The 14779-nt window shown below is 34.7% G+C and carries 7 protein-coding genes; all 7 read left to right on the forward strand.

What is annotated here, in order from left to right; all coding sequences use genetic code 11:
• Nucleotides 1–13: 13 nt before the first annotated feature.
• Nucleotides 14–1525: a RagB/SusD family nutrient uptake outer membrane protein gene (locus ACHRVZ_RS04040; protein ID WP_395420896.1), complete on the forward strand. Its 1512-nt coding sequence runs from the start codon at nucleotides 14–16 to the stop codon at nucleotides 1523–1525.
• A gap of 95 nt (nucleotides 1526–1620) precedes the next feature.
• Nucleotides 1621–3033 carry an aryl-sulfate sulfotransferase gene (locus ACHRVZ_RS04045; RefSeq protein ID WP_395420897.1) on the forward strand — a complete coding sequence of 471 codons (1413 nt, stop codon included), beginning with the start codon at nucleotides 1621–1623 and terminating at the stop codon, nucleotides 3031–3033.
• 62 nt (nucleotides 3034–3095) lie between these two features.
• Entirely contained in the window at nucleotides 3096–4091 is a 996-nt protein-coding gene (locus ACHRVZ_RS04050) for a c-type cytochrome (protein WP_395420898.1), read from the forward strand.
• Between the two features lie 41 nt (nucleotides 4092–4132).
• Complete coding sequence (locus tag ACHRVZ_RS04055) at nucleotides 4133–7141, forward strand: glycoside hydrolase domain-containing protein (protein ID WP_395420899.1); 3009 nt, start codon at nucleotides 4133–4135, stop codon at nucleotides 7139–7141.
• 258 nt (nucleotides 7142–7399) lie between these two features.
• Nucleotides 7400–10495, forward strand: a complete 3096-nt coding sequence (locus ACHRVZ_RS04060) for a DUF5107 domain-containing protein (RefSeq protein ID WP_395420900.1) — start codon at nucleotides 7400–7402, stop codon at nucleotides 10493–10495.
• A gap of 71 nt (nucleotides 10496–10566) precedes the next feature.
• Nucleotides 10567–12747 carry a M1 family metallopeptidase gene (locus tag ACHRVZ_RS04065; protein ID WP_395420901.1) on the forward strand — a complete coding sequence of 727 codons (2181 nt, stop codon included), beginning with the start codon at nucleotides 10567–10569 and terminating at the stop codon, nucleotides 12745–12747.
• Between the two features lie 119 nt (nucleotides 12748–12866).
• A complete protein-coding gene (locus tag ACHRVZ_RS04070) occupies nucleotides 12867–14720 on the forward strand; it encodes a hypothetical protein (protein ID WP_395420902.1) in 1854 nt (617 codons plus the stop codon).
• Nucleotides 14721–14779 lie beyond the last annotated feature (59 nt).

Below are 14779 nucleotides of genomic sequence, written 5' to 3' on the forward strand. Positions count from 1 at the left end.
TAAATTTATTAAAATGAAAAAATATACAATTCTATTACTTTTACTTACCGCTGGTGCACAAATTTCGTGCAATCAGGATCTTGATCCTACGGTATATAGTAATTTAACCAACACCAACGGATACCAAACCAAATCGGATGCCGTTGCAGCGATCAACTCAATTTATGGTCGCCTAAAAGGGCCATCTGTAGGAGATAACTTTTCGTACTGGGCAACACGTCACTTTGCTTTGACTGATATTGCTACAGATTTAGGACATTGCCAATTTGGTGGAGATCCGGGACAATTGTCTTTAGGAACCTGGAGTTCTACTAATGGTTTGCTTAAAGAAGACTGGAACGCGATGTATAAGTTAATTGCGAATGCCAATAGTGCTATTTTTAACATTACACCAATGGCGGGCATTACGGCAGCAGAAAAAGCACAATTTATAGCCGAAGCTAAGTTTTTAAGAGCATCTGCTTATATGGATTTAACAGATTCTTGGGGACCAGTAATTTTGATTACAGAAGCCAACTTAGGAAATCCGGGGTATTTAGACCAAACACCACCATCATCTGTAGAAGAAATTGATGCTTTCATAATCAAACAGTTAAATGAAGCTGCCGATGTTTTACCGGTAAACTACAAACAAAATGCAATTTACAGTACAAACGATGTAGGTCGCGCAACAAAAGGTGCAGCACTTACCTTATTGGCAAAACTATACTTACGCAGTCACGATTGGCCAAAAGTTGCTACTTTGACACAACAAGTAATGAGCCTGAACGAATACAGTCTATATCCGTCGTACTTAGGATTATTTAAAGAAAGTAACAAATGGTGCAGTGAAAACATCTTTTCATCATTAAGCGATGCCAATACAAACGGTACTGAATTATTAAATCACTTTGGACCAACGGATCACCCGGTTGTACAAAACAGATGGCAATATTATACTGTAAACTGGGATTTCTACAACACTTTTGGCGACGAAGATGATAGAAAAAAATGTTTCTTCCCAGAGTTTATGGGTAGCGATGGTTTGTTGCATAAACAGGCACCAAGTTTGGGAGCGCAGCCACCAGCGGGCGTACTTTATATGCCAGACGTTGCAACCAGAAAATATGCCGACGATGAAACGACAACATATTATGACGGTCATAGTGTAAACATTTTACGTTATGCAGATGTTTTACTAAGCAGAGCCGAAGCCTTAAACGAAATTAGTGGTCCAACTCAGGAAGCAATTGATCTTATTAACCAAGTTAAAGGAAGATCACACGCAAAACTTCTGATTTTAGCAAATTACACACAAGCTACTTTGAGAGATGCAATTTTGCAAGAAAGAGGATGGGAACTTTTTTATGAAGGAAAACGTCGTGCCGATTTAATTAGAATGAACAAATACGATGTTCTTGTAAATGCATATCACCTTAGAGTTGGTGAAGCTGCACAAGTTAAAATGCCACAAAACAAATATTATACATATCCACAAAGTCAGGTCGATCTTAACCCTAAGTTAAGTAATGCTGATAGACAATAAAGAATGCTAAATCAGGAATAGGCAGTTTAATACTGCCTGTTCTTGATTTTTTATACAAAAAAACACTTTTCTGTTTCATTAAAGAAGCCTTTCAAATGATCAAAAAAATAGTAATAAAATGGAGTTTTATTTTGGCACTACTTACAATCGTAAGCTGTTCTAAAAATCAGGGCAATCAAATCAAGAATATCATTATTGGGATTCATGGCAACAACGAATTGAAAATTCAAATCGATGTTACTACGAATGACGATGTACAGGTATTTGCAGAATATTGGTCTGATAAAAATGGACAAAAAAATAAAATAACTACTCCAATTTCAAAAAAAGGCCTTACCCACTCCTTAGTGTTAATCAATATCACGCCCGAAACCAATTACAGTTATCAGCTAGTAACCGTTCAGGGACAAGAAAAAGACACCAGTAAAGTATACACATTCAAATCTCGAACATTGCCGGAATGGCTTCAAAAACAATTCAAAGCAAATATTCCAAAACCAGAACTTTTACCTCAAAATTTCAAAAAAGGCTTTATGCTTTTGGCTAAAAGAGAAACGCCCGGAGTCGCTTACATTGTAGATTACAAAGGCAATTTAAGATGGTATCATACTGTTGAAGGAACAGGATTTAAAGTTACCCATTTTACAAAAGAACAAAGCATTATTGCTATTCTTGGAAAAAATGATGAACCAACAAGTTACGGAAGCGAAATTCTCGAAATCAATTTACAAGGCGATACTTTAACGCATATTAAAAAAGGACAAGGTGATTTTAAACAAGTCATTCACCATGAAATCATTAAAAAATCGGCAAACGAAATTGTAACCTTAACCGTCGATCAAAAAATTATGGATTTAACTTCTATTGGAGGAAAAAAGAATGATACCATAAACGGAGACGGGATTCTAATTTTAGATAAAAAAGGAAAACAAATCTGGAAATGGAGCGTCTTTGACGACCTAGATCCTATGAAAGATAAAGCTATATTAAAAACAAAAAAAGACTGGACACACGCCAACAGTCTGAATTATGATAAAGATGGAAATTTTCTAATCTCTTTTTATAACAACGGTCAAATTTGGAAAGTAGACTCTAAAACCGGAAAAGTAATCTGGAAACTAGGAAAAGGCGGAAATATGAATATGTCTAAAGACACCGATTTCTCTCAAGCACACGCCGCACATATTAACCAAGACGGAAGTTTACTCTTTTTTGATAATGGAGTCGATAAAAAACAATCTTCGGTTTTTGCTTTAAAAGTAGATGAAAAAGGAAAAAACGTAAAATTGGATTTTCACATCAACTTGCCAAAAGACATTTATAATGACCGAATGGGAAGTGCCTATATGATTGATAAAGAAACTGTTTTGGTTTGTTGTTCAAAAAGACACATCACAGTTTTAACCAATAAAAAAGGAGTATTACTTTGGGCTTTAGAGTCTGAAATTCCTCCTTATCGCACAGAGTTTATTCCGGAAGAAAACATGAAACCTTTTCTTTTAAATTAAAAAACATTGACATTCCTGATCCCTTTTTTATTATTACGAATGTCAGATTAAAATTTTCTACCATGAAAAAAATAATTCTTATTGGTCTATTTTCAGCACTGCCAATTGTTGTTTTCAACTCTTGCAATACTTCAAATTCTCAAACATTAGCCGCAAAGACGACTGAAGCTGAGGATGAAGGTTATATTACAATTGATACTTCTAAAATTCCTGATGATGAATTTGGAAAATCAGTTCGGTACGGAAGAGAATTAATGATAAAAACGGCCTATTATATTGGTCCAAATGGAATCAACGGAAAATATTTGGGTAACAAAATGAATTGTACCAATTGCCATCAGGATGCAGGTACAAAGCCGTACGCCTTTAATTTAATGTCGTCTCATGATAATTACCCGCAATATCGCGGACGTGAAAATAAAGTCCTCACACTTGCTGAACGTGTAAACAATTGTGTAATGCGCCCACATTCAGGAAAACCACTTCCGCTTGACGGAAAAGAAATGGTGGCATTTTTATCATACTTCAAATGGATCAGCAAATTTGTTCCAAAAGATGGAGATTATAAAGGCGCTAAAAACTTAGAAATTGAATTTCCTGATGTCGCAGCTAGTCCAGAAAGAGGAAAAGCACTTTTTACCGAAAACTGTGCCCGTTGTCATGGAAATAACGGCGAAGGACAATACAATGCCGACAAATCAGGTTACACCTACCCGCCTCTTTGGGGAAATTATGCTTATCAACCAGGTTCAAGTATGCATAGAGTTATTAAACAAGCGCAATGGCTAAAAAGCAATATGCCATATGATAAAGTGACTGTCGGAAAACCATACCTTACAGATGCTGAAGCGCTTGATATTGCTGCATATGTAAATGATGATGCCATACATACAAGACCAAACCCAAAAACATTAGATTATCCTAACAAAATGGGAAAACCTATTGATTATGCCCACAGTCCTTTTATAGATAATTTTTCAGCAGAGCAACATAAATATGGTCCATACAAACCTATTATCGCCTACTGGAAAAAGAATGGATGGAAAGCCGTTTACTAACTTTTAAATTAAGAATACCCTATAACCTGAATATTAAAACAATGAAATCAAACCTAAAAAACAGACAAATTTTGAGTAGAATCTTGATTATGTGCCTTTGCATTTTCAGTATTCCGTTGGCTGCGCAACAAATAAAATATACAGATGGTAAAGACAGCTGGAATCCTAATCAGTTAGGAAATCATCGTGTTGTAGTTGCATTTTCCGGTACTGGAAATGTTGCTAAAACTACTATCGAATGGCGCAGAAGAGATGAAAATCCTGAACTCAAAAAAATTATTGTTCAAGATGCTTCAGGAAAAGAAATCCTAAATACAAAAACGGAAAATATCAATAGAGAAAACGGAACTATTTTCTTTGAACCTATTTCTGGAAAAGGAACCTATTACGTGTATTATATGCCTTATATAGATGAAGGTACTGCAAACTATCTTAAAGGAGTATATGCAAAACCAGAAAATAAAGCGGATGCGCAATGGCTGTCTAAAATCAAAACAAATTTGACTGACAATTGTACGGTAACAGAAATTCAAAGTATAAATGCTTTCAATAGTTTTTATCCAATGGATGTTATTGCAACTGCTGCTGAAACCGCAGCTATTATTGCTAAAAACAGTGGTAATCCATTCTTAGTTTTCCCGGAAGACAGAATATATTCTATCCGAATGAAAAATGATTTACCGCAAAGATGGATACAAAAAGGAGTACAAAATACTTTTTCTGATACCGCTTTAAAAGGCGAATATCTGGCTTTTCAATTAGGTGTTTACGCATTGCAGGATTTAAGCAATGTAAAAATTACCTTTTCAGATTTAAAGAACAGTAATGGAGAAACCATTTCGGCAAAAAACATAAGCTGTATTAATACTGACGGTGTTAAATATGATGGATCTGTTTTCACAAATACAGTTTCGGTTTCAAAAGGAAAAGTACAAGCAATGTGGTGCGGAATTGATGTTCCTCAAACCACTGCTGCAGGAACTTATACTGGAAAAGCAACCGTTACTGCTGCCGGAAAATCTACAGCAATCACGCTTCAGATAACTGTAAAAAATGAAGTAACGAAAAATGGAGGAATAGATAGCCCTGAAAAAATGACTCGTTTAAAATGGTTAAACTCAACTTTAGCTCAGGAAAATACTGTTATCGCGCCATACACTCCACTAGTCGTAAAAGATGCTGAAATATCTTTACTAGGAAGAAAATTAGTTTTAGGTTCAGATGGTTTTCCTTCTCAAATTCAAACCTATTTTACTCCTGAAATGACAACCATTGGTACAAAAGCGAATAATATTTTGAGCGCTCCATTTGCATTTCATTTTGTAGATGCGTCAGGAAAAGAAGTTGCACAATGGAAAAATACAGGACTAAAATTCACTAAAAAAGAAGCTGGAACTGTCGCTTGGGAAAGTACTTCAACATCAAAATCGGTACAAATGGATGTGAATGCTTCAATTGAATTTGATGGTTTTTTACATTATACCGTTAAAGTTACCGCTCTTGAAGATGTTACCTTCAATGACATTAATTTCCAAATGCCTATTCAGCCAACTTCGGCAAAATACATGATGGGATTAGGTCAAAAAGGTGGAGATCGTCCTGCAACTTTTGACTGGAAATGGGATGTAGCACATAAAAATCAAGATGGCGCATGGATTGGAAATGTAAATTCAGGATTGCAATTTTCTTTAAGAGATGAAAAATACAGCCGTCCGTTAAATACCAATTTCTATTTGCAAAAACCTTTATTATTACCAACTTCTTGGGGTAACGAAAACAAAGGGGGAATTACAATCACTCCAAACCAAAAATCTGTTTTGGTAAATGCATATAGCGGAGCGCGCAGCATGAAAAAGGGAGATGTTTTGTATTACAACTTTACTTTATTAATCACGCCTTTCCACAAAATAGACACTGATTTTCAATGGGACAATAAATTTTATCACAAATACAGTCCAATCGATACCATTGCAAAAACTGGAGCAACTGTAATCAATATTCACCATGCCAATGCAATAAATCCATATATCAATTATCCTTTTATCGAATTTAAAAAGATGAAAACGTATATCGATGAAGCGCACGAAAAAGGATTGAAAGTAAAAATCTACAACACAGTAAGAGAAGTTTCGAATAAAGCTTATGAGACTTTTGCATTGAAAAGTTTAGGTCACGAAATTTATTCTCCAGGAAAAGGTGGTGGATTCTCTTGGTTGCAAGAACACGTTGGCGACGATTACATCGCAGCTTGGTTTGTTCCTGAAATTAAAGATGCTGCAATTGTAAATAGTGGTATGAACCGCTGGCATAATTATTATGTTGAAGGTATGAATTGGTTAACTCAAAACGTTGGTATTGACGGTATTTATCTTGATGATGTTGCTTTTGACAGAATCACAATGAAACGTATTAAAAGAGTGCTTACTAAAGATGGGCACCCTGGAATTATCGATTTGCACAGTGCAAATCAATACAATAAAAGTGACGGATTTAACAATAGTGCCAACTTATACATGGAGCACTTTCCGTACATCAATAAACTTTGGTTTGGAGAATATTTTGATTATGAAAAAAACCAACCTGACTTTTTCTTGACTGAAGTAAGCGGAATCCCTTTTGGATTAATGGGAGAAATGCTTCAGGATGGAGGAAATCCTTGGAGAGGAATGGTTTACGGAATGACAAACAGACTTCCGTGGAGTGATAACGCAGATCCAAGAGCAATCTGGAAATTATGGGATTCTTTTGGAATCAAAGGTTCTGAAATGATTGGATATTGGAGTGAAAACTGTCCGGTAAAAACAACTAACGATAAAGTTTTGGCAACGGTTTACAAAAAGAACGGAACAGCTTTAATTTCTATTGCAAGTTGGGCAGATTCTGATGTAAAAGTAAAATTGAATATCGACTGGAAAAAACTGGGAATCAATCCTGCGAAAGCCACAATTACCGCTCCTGAAGTAGCTAATTTCCAACCTGCAAAAACTTTTACCGCACAAGATGAAATACCTGTAGCAAAAGGAAAAGGATGGTTGTTGATTGTCAAGTAAGGCAATAATATTAGTCTAATTTGTAACGATTGACCTCCTAGTTTGTCATTTCGACGGAGGAGAAATCACACGAGTAAATCGACAAAGATTAACGATTTACCACGCAGAGTTTCTTGTGTGATTTCTCGTTCCTCGAAATGACAAAATTGAGAATAAATTAATGCCACAGATTTCACAGATTAACATAGATTCAAAAAAATCATTTTAATCTGTGAAATCTGCGGCAAAAAAAATAACCACAAATAAATTGCTCTCCATATGAAACTTAAGCCTTTCTTATCAATTTTACTCTTTGGAAGCCTTTTTGTAAATGCCCAAAATCAACCAACAATAAAGGAATACAAAAAAGTATTCACTACATATCCGTTTGCAGACCCAGATCCAATTCCTAAACCAGATACAAAGTTTTATCCTTACTTTAGATTTGACGGTTTTACGGATAAGCCTGTACAAAAAGAATGGAAAGTAATTGAGTTGGAAAACGATTATATCAAACTAACAATACTTCCGGAAATTGGAGGAAAAGTTTGGTCGGCGATAGAAAAATCAACCGGAAAAGATATCATTTACAACAATCATGTTATCAAATTTAGAGATATTGCCATGCGTGGTCCGTGGACAAGTGGCGGTGTTGAAGGTAATTATGGTATTATTGGACACACTCCAAATTGTGCAACTCCGGTCGATTACACCACTATTACAAGAGAAGACGGAAGTGTTAGTTGTATTATTGGCGTACTCGATTTACTAACTCGTACTTCTTGGAAATTAGACATCAATTTACCAAAAGACAAAGCTTATTTTACCACTAGTTCTTTTTGGTTTAACTCAACCGAAGCAGAACAACCTTATTATACCTGGATGAATACCGGTATTAAAGCAGCTACAGATTTACAATTTATATATCCAGGACAAAGCTACATTGGCCATAATGGCGAACACAACAACTGGCCAATTGACAAAGAAAATGGTAAAGATTTATCATTTTATAAAAACAATGATTTTGGCGGTTATAAATCATATCATGTTTTTGGCAAATACAATGATTTCTTTGGAGGTTATTACCACAATGAAGATTTTGGAATGGGGCGCTATGGCAATTATGATGATAAACCGGGTAAAAAAATCTGGATTTGGGGATTGTCTCAACAAGGGATGATTTGGGAAAAATTACTAACCGATACTGACGGTCAATATGTAGAAGTACAAAGCGGAAGATTATTCAATCAAGCAAGTGAAGGCAGTAATTACACGCCTTTTAAACAACGCTCTTTTGCGCCGTATCAAACAGACACTTGGACAGAATATTGGTTTCCGGTAAAACAAACAAAAGGTTTTGTAAAAGCCAATAATTATGGTGCCGTTAATATAAAAAACGAGAATGGCTGGTTGAAAATCTATTTCTCACCACTTCAAAAATTAAATGAAAAAATTGAAGTTTTTGATAATGATAAGAAAGTCTATTCTAAAAATATTTCGGTAAATACATTGGAAGTATTCAAAGATTCAATTCAAGTTGCAGTTGATCAAAATAAATTGCGCTTTGTACTTGCTGACAATAAATTGGTTTGGAATTCGGCTCCGGAAGACGGAAACTTAAACCGACCTTTAGAAATTCCAAAAGATTTTGACAACAATTCGGTTTATGGATTATACCTTCAGGGGAAAAATTATATCAGTTTTAAAGATTATATAAAAGCAGAAGAAAAACTAACAGCTTGTCTTCAAAAAGATCCAAACTACGCTCCTGCTCTGTCTGATTTGGCAGCTGTACAAATTCGTAAACTCGAATATAATAAAGCAATTGCTACTGCAAGTAAAGCTTTGGCAATAAACACTTATGATCCTGCTGCCAATTATTATTATGGTCTTGCCAACTTGCATTCAGGAAATACTACAGACGCAAAAGATGGATTTGATATTGCGGCTGCAAGTGTCGAATTTCGCAGTCCTGCTTACACCGCTTTAAGTAAACTTTATTTTACCGAAAAAAATCAGGCGAAAGCAATTGAATATGCTAAAAAAAGTCTGCTAAATAATCAATTCAATTTAGAAGGTTTGCAAGTGCTGGCTGTGCTATATCGCTTGCAAAATAATTCTAGTAAAGCCTCTGAAATATTAAATGCGATTACTAAAGTCGATCCTTTGAATCATTTTGCTGATTTTGAAAGATTTCTTTGGGAAAACTCAGCTGCAGCAAAACAACATTTTACATCGCTGATTCGAAACGAAATGCCAGAACAAACTTATCTTGAATTAGGAATCTGGTACCAGCATCTGGGCCGTAAAGATGAGGCTTTGAAAGTTTTTGCTCTTGCGGTTCCTAATGCTGAAATTATATATTGGAAAGCATTTTTAGAAAATAGCCCTGTTGATTTAAGTAAAATTAAGCCTGGAACTAGTTTTCCATTCCGTGGAGAAACAGCAATTATTCTTGAAGATTTAATTAAGAAAAACGATCAATGGCAATTGAAATATCATTTAGCTTTAATCGAATGGAATCGCAACAATATTTCAAAAGCTAAAGACTTATTCATGCAATGTGGTACAAAACCAAATGATCCCGCTTTTTATGCTTCAAAGGCAGCTTTGATAAAAGACGATTCTCAATTGGTAATAACGAGTTTACAACAAGCCATTAAATTGGATAATGAGAGTTGGCGATATCCTAAATTGTTAGCAGAACATTATATCGTTCAAAAGCAATATGACAAAGCTCTGGCTATTGCAGAACCTTTTTACAAACGCCATACTGAAAATTATGTTTTTGGTATGTTGTACGCTAAAACGTTATTACTCAATAAAAAATATGCTGCTGCAGACGCATTTCTTACTAAACTTGAAATTCTTCCATTTGAAGGTGCCATTGCAGGACGACAATTGTATCATGAAGCTAAATTGATGCAGGCTTTGGCACAAATGAAAAGCAAACAATACAAAAAAGCTTTACAATTTATTGCCGATGCAAAACTGTTTCCGGAAAATTTAGGCGTTGGAAAACCTTATGATGAAGATATTGATGAAAGACTTGAAAATTGGCTGGACTATCAATGTTATACCAGTTTGGGCGATAATGAAACAGCAAACAAATCATTACAAAAAATCATTACTTTTAATCCAAAAATTGACAATACTGTAATGAATTTTTTACCGGCAAACCAATTGATTTCGGCTTGGGCGATCGAAAAAACTTCATCAGCTCAAAAAGCAGAAGAATGGTTGCAAAATCAGGCCAAATTATATCCGGACAACAAAATTGTGCAATGGAGTTTACAAGTTTATACTAATAAACAATCTACTATTTTATCAGAAGATGAAAAAGACGGTGAAGTTAGAATTATAGAAAAACTTTAAAATATAAATACTCGAACTACAGAATAAATATCTGTAATTCAATAAAAAACAATCATTCTAAATCGAATAAAATGAACAAACTATTTTTAAAATGTTCCCTTTTTAGCATCGTTTTACTAGCATGCCAAAATATAGAAGCCCAAAATGCCGATCAAAATAAAGACGAATCATCTACTTATAGAGTAACAGCATTAAAAGTAAATGACTTAGTACACACAAAACTAGATGTGTCTTTTGATTATGGTAAGAGATATTTATACGGAAAAGAATGGCTTACTTTAAAACCACACTTTTACGAAACGGATTCGCTGACGCTGGACGCAAAAGGAATGGATATTAAAGAAATTGCCATTATTCAGGGAAAATCAAAAACGTCTTTAAAATTCACTAATGATGGTGAACAGCTTTTTATTACTTTAAATAGAAAGTATAAAAGCACAGAGAATTATACCATTTTTATCGATTATACTGCAAAACCTGATGAGTTAAAAGTAAAAGGAAGCAAAGCAATAACAGATGCAAAAGGCTTGTACTTTATAAATCCTGACGGAAAAGACGACAAACCAATCCAGATTTGGACACAAGGTGAAACTGAAGCATCATCTGCCTGGTTTCCAACTATTGACAAACCAAATCAAAAAACAACCTCTGAAATTGCTATGACGGTTGATGCTAAGTACACCACTTTATCTAATGGAAAATTAGCTTCGCAAAAACCAAATGCAAATGGCACTCGTACTGATATCTGGAAAATGGATTTACCACATTCTCCTTATTTGTTCATGATGGCTGTTGGAGATTTTAAAATCTATAAAGACACATATAACGGAAAAGAAGTTAGCTATTATTTAGAGCCAAAATATGCTCCATACGCGAAACAAATATTTGGAAAAACACCCGATATGATGAATTTCTACAGCAAAATGTTAGGTGTCGAATATCCTTGGGTAAAATATGCGCAAATTGTTGCCAGAGATTACGTTTCTGGTGCAATGGAAAATACATCGGCTACTTTGCACGGCGAATATGTACAGAAAACTGCAAGAGAATTAATTGACGATAATCAGGAAAGCACCATTGCTCACGAACTTTTTCACCAATGGTTTGGTGATTATGTAACGGCTGAATCTTGGTCAAACTTAACAATGAACGAATCTTTTGCCACTTTTGGTGAAGTCCTTTGGCACGGTCACGATGCAGGACAAGATGCTGAAGACAGATCTCGTTATGAAAAATTACAGAACTGTTTACGCTCTTCTAAAAATGGAGTCAGTCCGCCTTTAGCTCGTTTTTACTACAAGAACAGAGATGATATGTTTGATAATATTAGCTACTCAAAAGGTTCTATTATACTATATGCAATAAAAAACCAAATGGGCGACGCTGCATTTTTTAAATCATTAAATCGTTATTTAACAACCAATGCTTTAAAGAGTGGAGAAACACATCAATTGCGTTTGGCAATGGAAGATGTTACCGGAAAAGACTGGAGTCCGTATTTTAACCAATGGTATTATCAGGGCGGAAATCCGATTTTGAATGTTGAATATGGCTTTGCAAACGGAAAAGCGACAATTGCAGTAAAACAAGTTCAGGACAATGCAACACAAACCTTTAGCTTGCCTTTAAAAGTAGATTTCTACGTAAACGGAACCAAAATAAGAAAGGATATTTTGATTGATAAAAGAGAACAAAATTTCAGTTTTGATGTTCCTGCTCAACCGAATTTTGTAGACCTTGATCCTGATAAAATTTTAGTTGGTCAGGTTTTAGATAACAAAAAAGTTGCCGATTATTTGTTTCAATACAAAAATGCTCCAACATATTATAATAGAATTGAGGCCATAAAATATGCTGCAAATGATAAAAGCCACGAAGCACAATTAATACTTTTGGCAGGTCTGGAAGATCAACAAGATGATTTAAGAATCTTGAGCATTAAAGCAATTGATTTAAGTGATAATCAAATTAAAGAAGCCGCATTAAAAAGCTTACTTAACATAGCTAAAAATGACAAAAAAACGGCTAGCAGAGCGGCTGCTATTGTAAAATTAGCGTCTACTGGTGATGCTTCTTATAAAGGATTAATGCAGGAAAGTATTAAAAATCAATCGTATAATGTAATTGCTGGTGGAATATTCGGATTGTCAAAATTCTCAACTGATGAATCAGAAAAAGCATTATCATCACTTGACGAAGACACGAAAAAACACGTAACTCCGCTAATCAAAAAATTTAGCAGTCAAAAATAATTAGCTTAAAACCTTTTTATTAAAATAAAATACGGTGTGTAATAAAGATGAACTTAAGCCTTTATTATGCACCGTTACTTTTAATAATCAACATTTTAGAAATAAACAGCCTCTAAAAAATGCAAAAACTTTTTTTAACATACGCCCTACTTTCTATTTTCACGGTTTGCAACGCGCAAAACAAAGTCAAAAAAATAAATGTTAAAGATTATGGTATTATTGCCAATACTAAAGAGAACTTAACTGCCAAAGTCAATCAACTTATTGAAGGATTAGGCAATGAATCTGTACAAATAATTTTTCCAAAAGGACGTTATGATTTCTATCCGGATGCTAAATATTTCAAAACGTATTACGAAAGCAATACTTATGATGCTGATTCCAGAAAATTAGCAATTCTTATTAAGCAGAAAAAGAATATTACCATCGATGCACAACAATCTGATTTTGTGTATCACGAACATATTCAGCCTTTTACTCTGGACAATGCCGAAAATATTACAATCAAAAATGTAAATATAGATTGGAACGTTCCATTAACTTCTGAAGCTGAAGTTTTGGAAGCTGATGCAAAACATATCTTAATGAAGATTGACATTACTCAATCTCCTTATAAAATCCATGAAAAAGGGCTGACTTTCGTTGGCGAAAATGCAAAAGAAAATTGGGCGTTATCTGGCGGCTCGTGGTTAATTGAATTTGACAAAAAACATATCATCCCAGCAAATACAGGCGACAATGGCTGCGTAAAAGGAGATTTTAAAAATGTAAAGTACAGCGAAATAAAACCCGGATTTGTTTTAATGGAAGGTAATTTTACTAAAACTCCCACAGTTGGCAACTTCTTAATACTAAGACACGGAACACGAGATCATGCCGGAATGTTTTTGTTTCATAGCAAAAATACCAAACTGGAAAACATTAATGTATATCACACTTCCGGTCTAGGGATTTTATCTCAATACTGCGAAAATATAGAAATGAGAAACGTCAATATGATTCCAAATCCACATAAAAATCGCTATTTGAGCGGTCATGATGACGGATTACATTTTATGGGATGCAAAGGCGAAATTATCATTGATAATTGCGATGCACAAGGCTTAATGGACGATCCGATTAACATTCACGGAACTTATGTTCCTGTAACCGAAAAAGTAGATGAATATGCTGTAAAATGCAAGTTTGGGCAAGATATGTCTCATGGATTATTGTGGGCAGTCGCTGGTGATAAAGTTGGCTTTATTGAAAAGAAAGAAATGGGAACTTTATCCTATGGAACCGTTTCAAGTTTTGAACCTCTGGATGTTGATCATTTCATCATCAGGTTTAAAGAGAAAATCCCCGCCAATATAGATGCTAATTTTGTTTTAGAAAATTTAAGCTGGACGCCAAATGCAACGATTACTAATTGTTTTGTGGGCAGTAATCGCGCACGTGGTTATCTGATCTCTACTCCCGGAAAAGTGATAATTGAGAACAATATTTTCGAAACCAGCGGTTCTGCAATTCTTATCGCAGGAGATGCTAATTATTGGTACGAAAGTGGCGCTGTAAAAGACATTACAATCAAAAATAACGAATTTAGATTTCCTTGTAATTCGTCTCCCTATCAATTCTGTGAAGCTATAATCAGCATTTATCCTGAAATTCCTGAGCCAAACGCTTTAAAGTCATTTCACAAAAATATAAAAATCGAAAACAACAGTTTTAATCCATCAGACTATCCTATTCTTTATGCCGTATCTGTTGACGGATTAAGCTTCAAAAACAATACAATCAAGCGTAGTTTTGCATTTACTCCCTTATATCCTGAAAAACAAAATTTCAGGCTTGAGGCTTGTAAAAATGTAGCAATCAGCGGAAATAAATTTGGTAAAGAAGTACTCGGAAAAAACATTCTTTTAAAAGGAATGAAACGTGAGGAATTAGACTTAAAAAACTCTGAGTTGAGCATTGATATTGCAAAATAAAATTAAACTTAACTCGCGTCGAGTATAATTAGCAAAAAAACAATTTAACACATTCCTGA

Origin of the sequence: Flavobacterium sp. FlaQc-57, assembly GCF_044007395.1 — a bacterium.
Classification (GTDB): domain Bacteria; phylum Bacteroidota; class Bacteroidia; order Flavobacteriales; family Flavobacteriaceae; genus Flavobacterium.

What these genes read in the sequence shown, in the direction of transcription:
- ACHRVZ_RS04040 (WP_395420896.1), top strand. Translation starts at nt 14, where the DNA reads ATGAAAAAATATACAATTCTATTACTTTTACTTACCGCTGGTGCACAA.
- ACHRVZ_RS04045 (WP_395420897.1), top strand. Translation starts at nt 1,621, where the DNA reads ATGATCAAAAAAATAGTAATAAAATGGAGTTTTATTTTGGCACTACTT.
- ACHRVZ_RS04050 (WP_395420898.1), top strand. Translation starts at nt 3,096, where the DNA reads ATGAAAAAAATAATTCTTATTGGTCTATTTTCAGCACTGCCAATTGTT.
- ACHRVZ_RS04055 (WP_395420899.1), top strand. Translation starts at nt 4,133, where the DNA reads ATGAAATCAAACCTAAAAAACAGACAAATTTTGAGTAGAATCTTGATT.
- ACHRVZ_RS04060 (WP_395420900.1), top strand. Translation starts at nt 7,400, where the DNA reads ATGAAACTTAAGCCTTTCTTATCAATTTTACTCTTTGGAAGCCTTTTT.
- ACHRVZ_RS04065 (WP_395420901.1), top strand. Translation starts at nt 10,567, where the DNA reads ATGAACAAACTATTTTTAAAATGTTCCCTTTTTAGCATCGTTTTACTA.
- ACHRVZ_RS04070 (WP_395420902.1), top strand. Translation starts at nt 12,867, where the DNA reads ATGCAAAAACTTTTTTTAACATACGCCCTACTTTCTATTTTCACGGTT.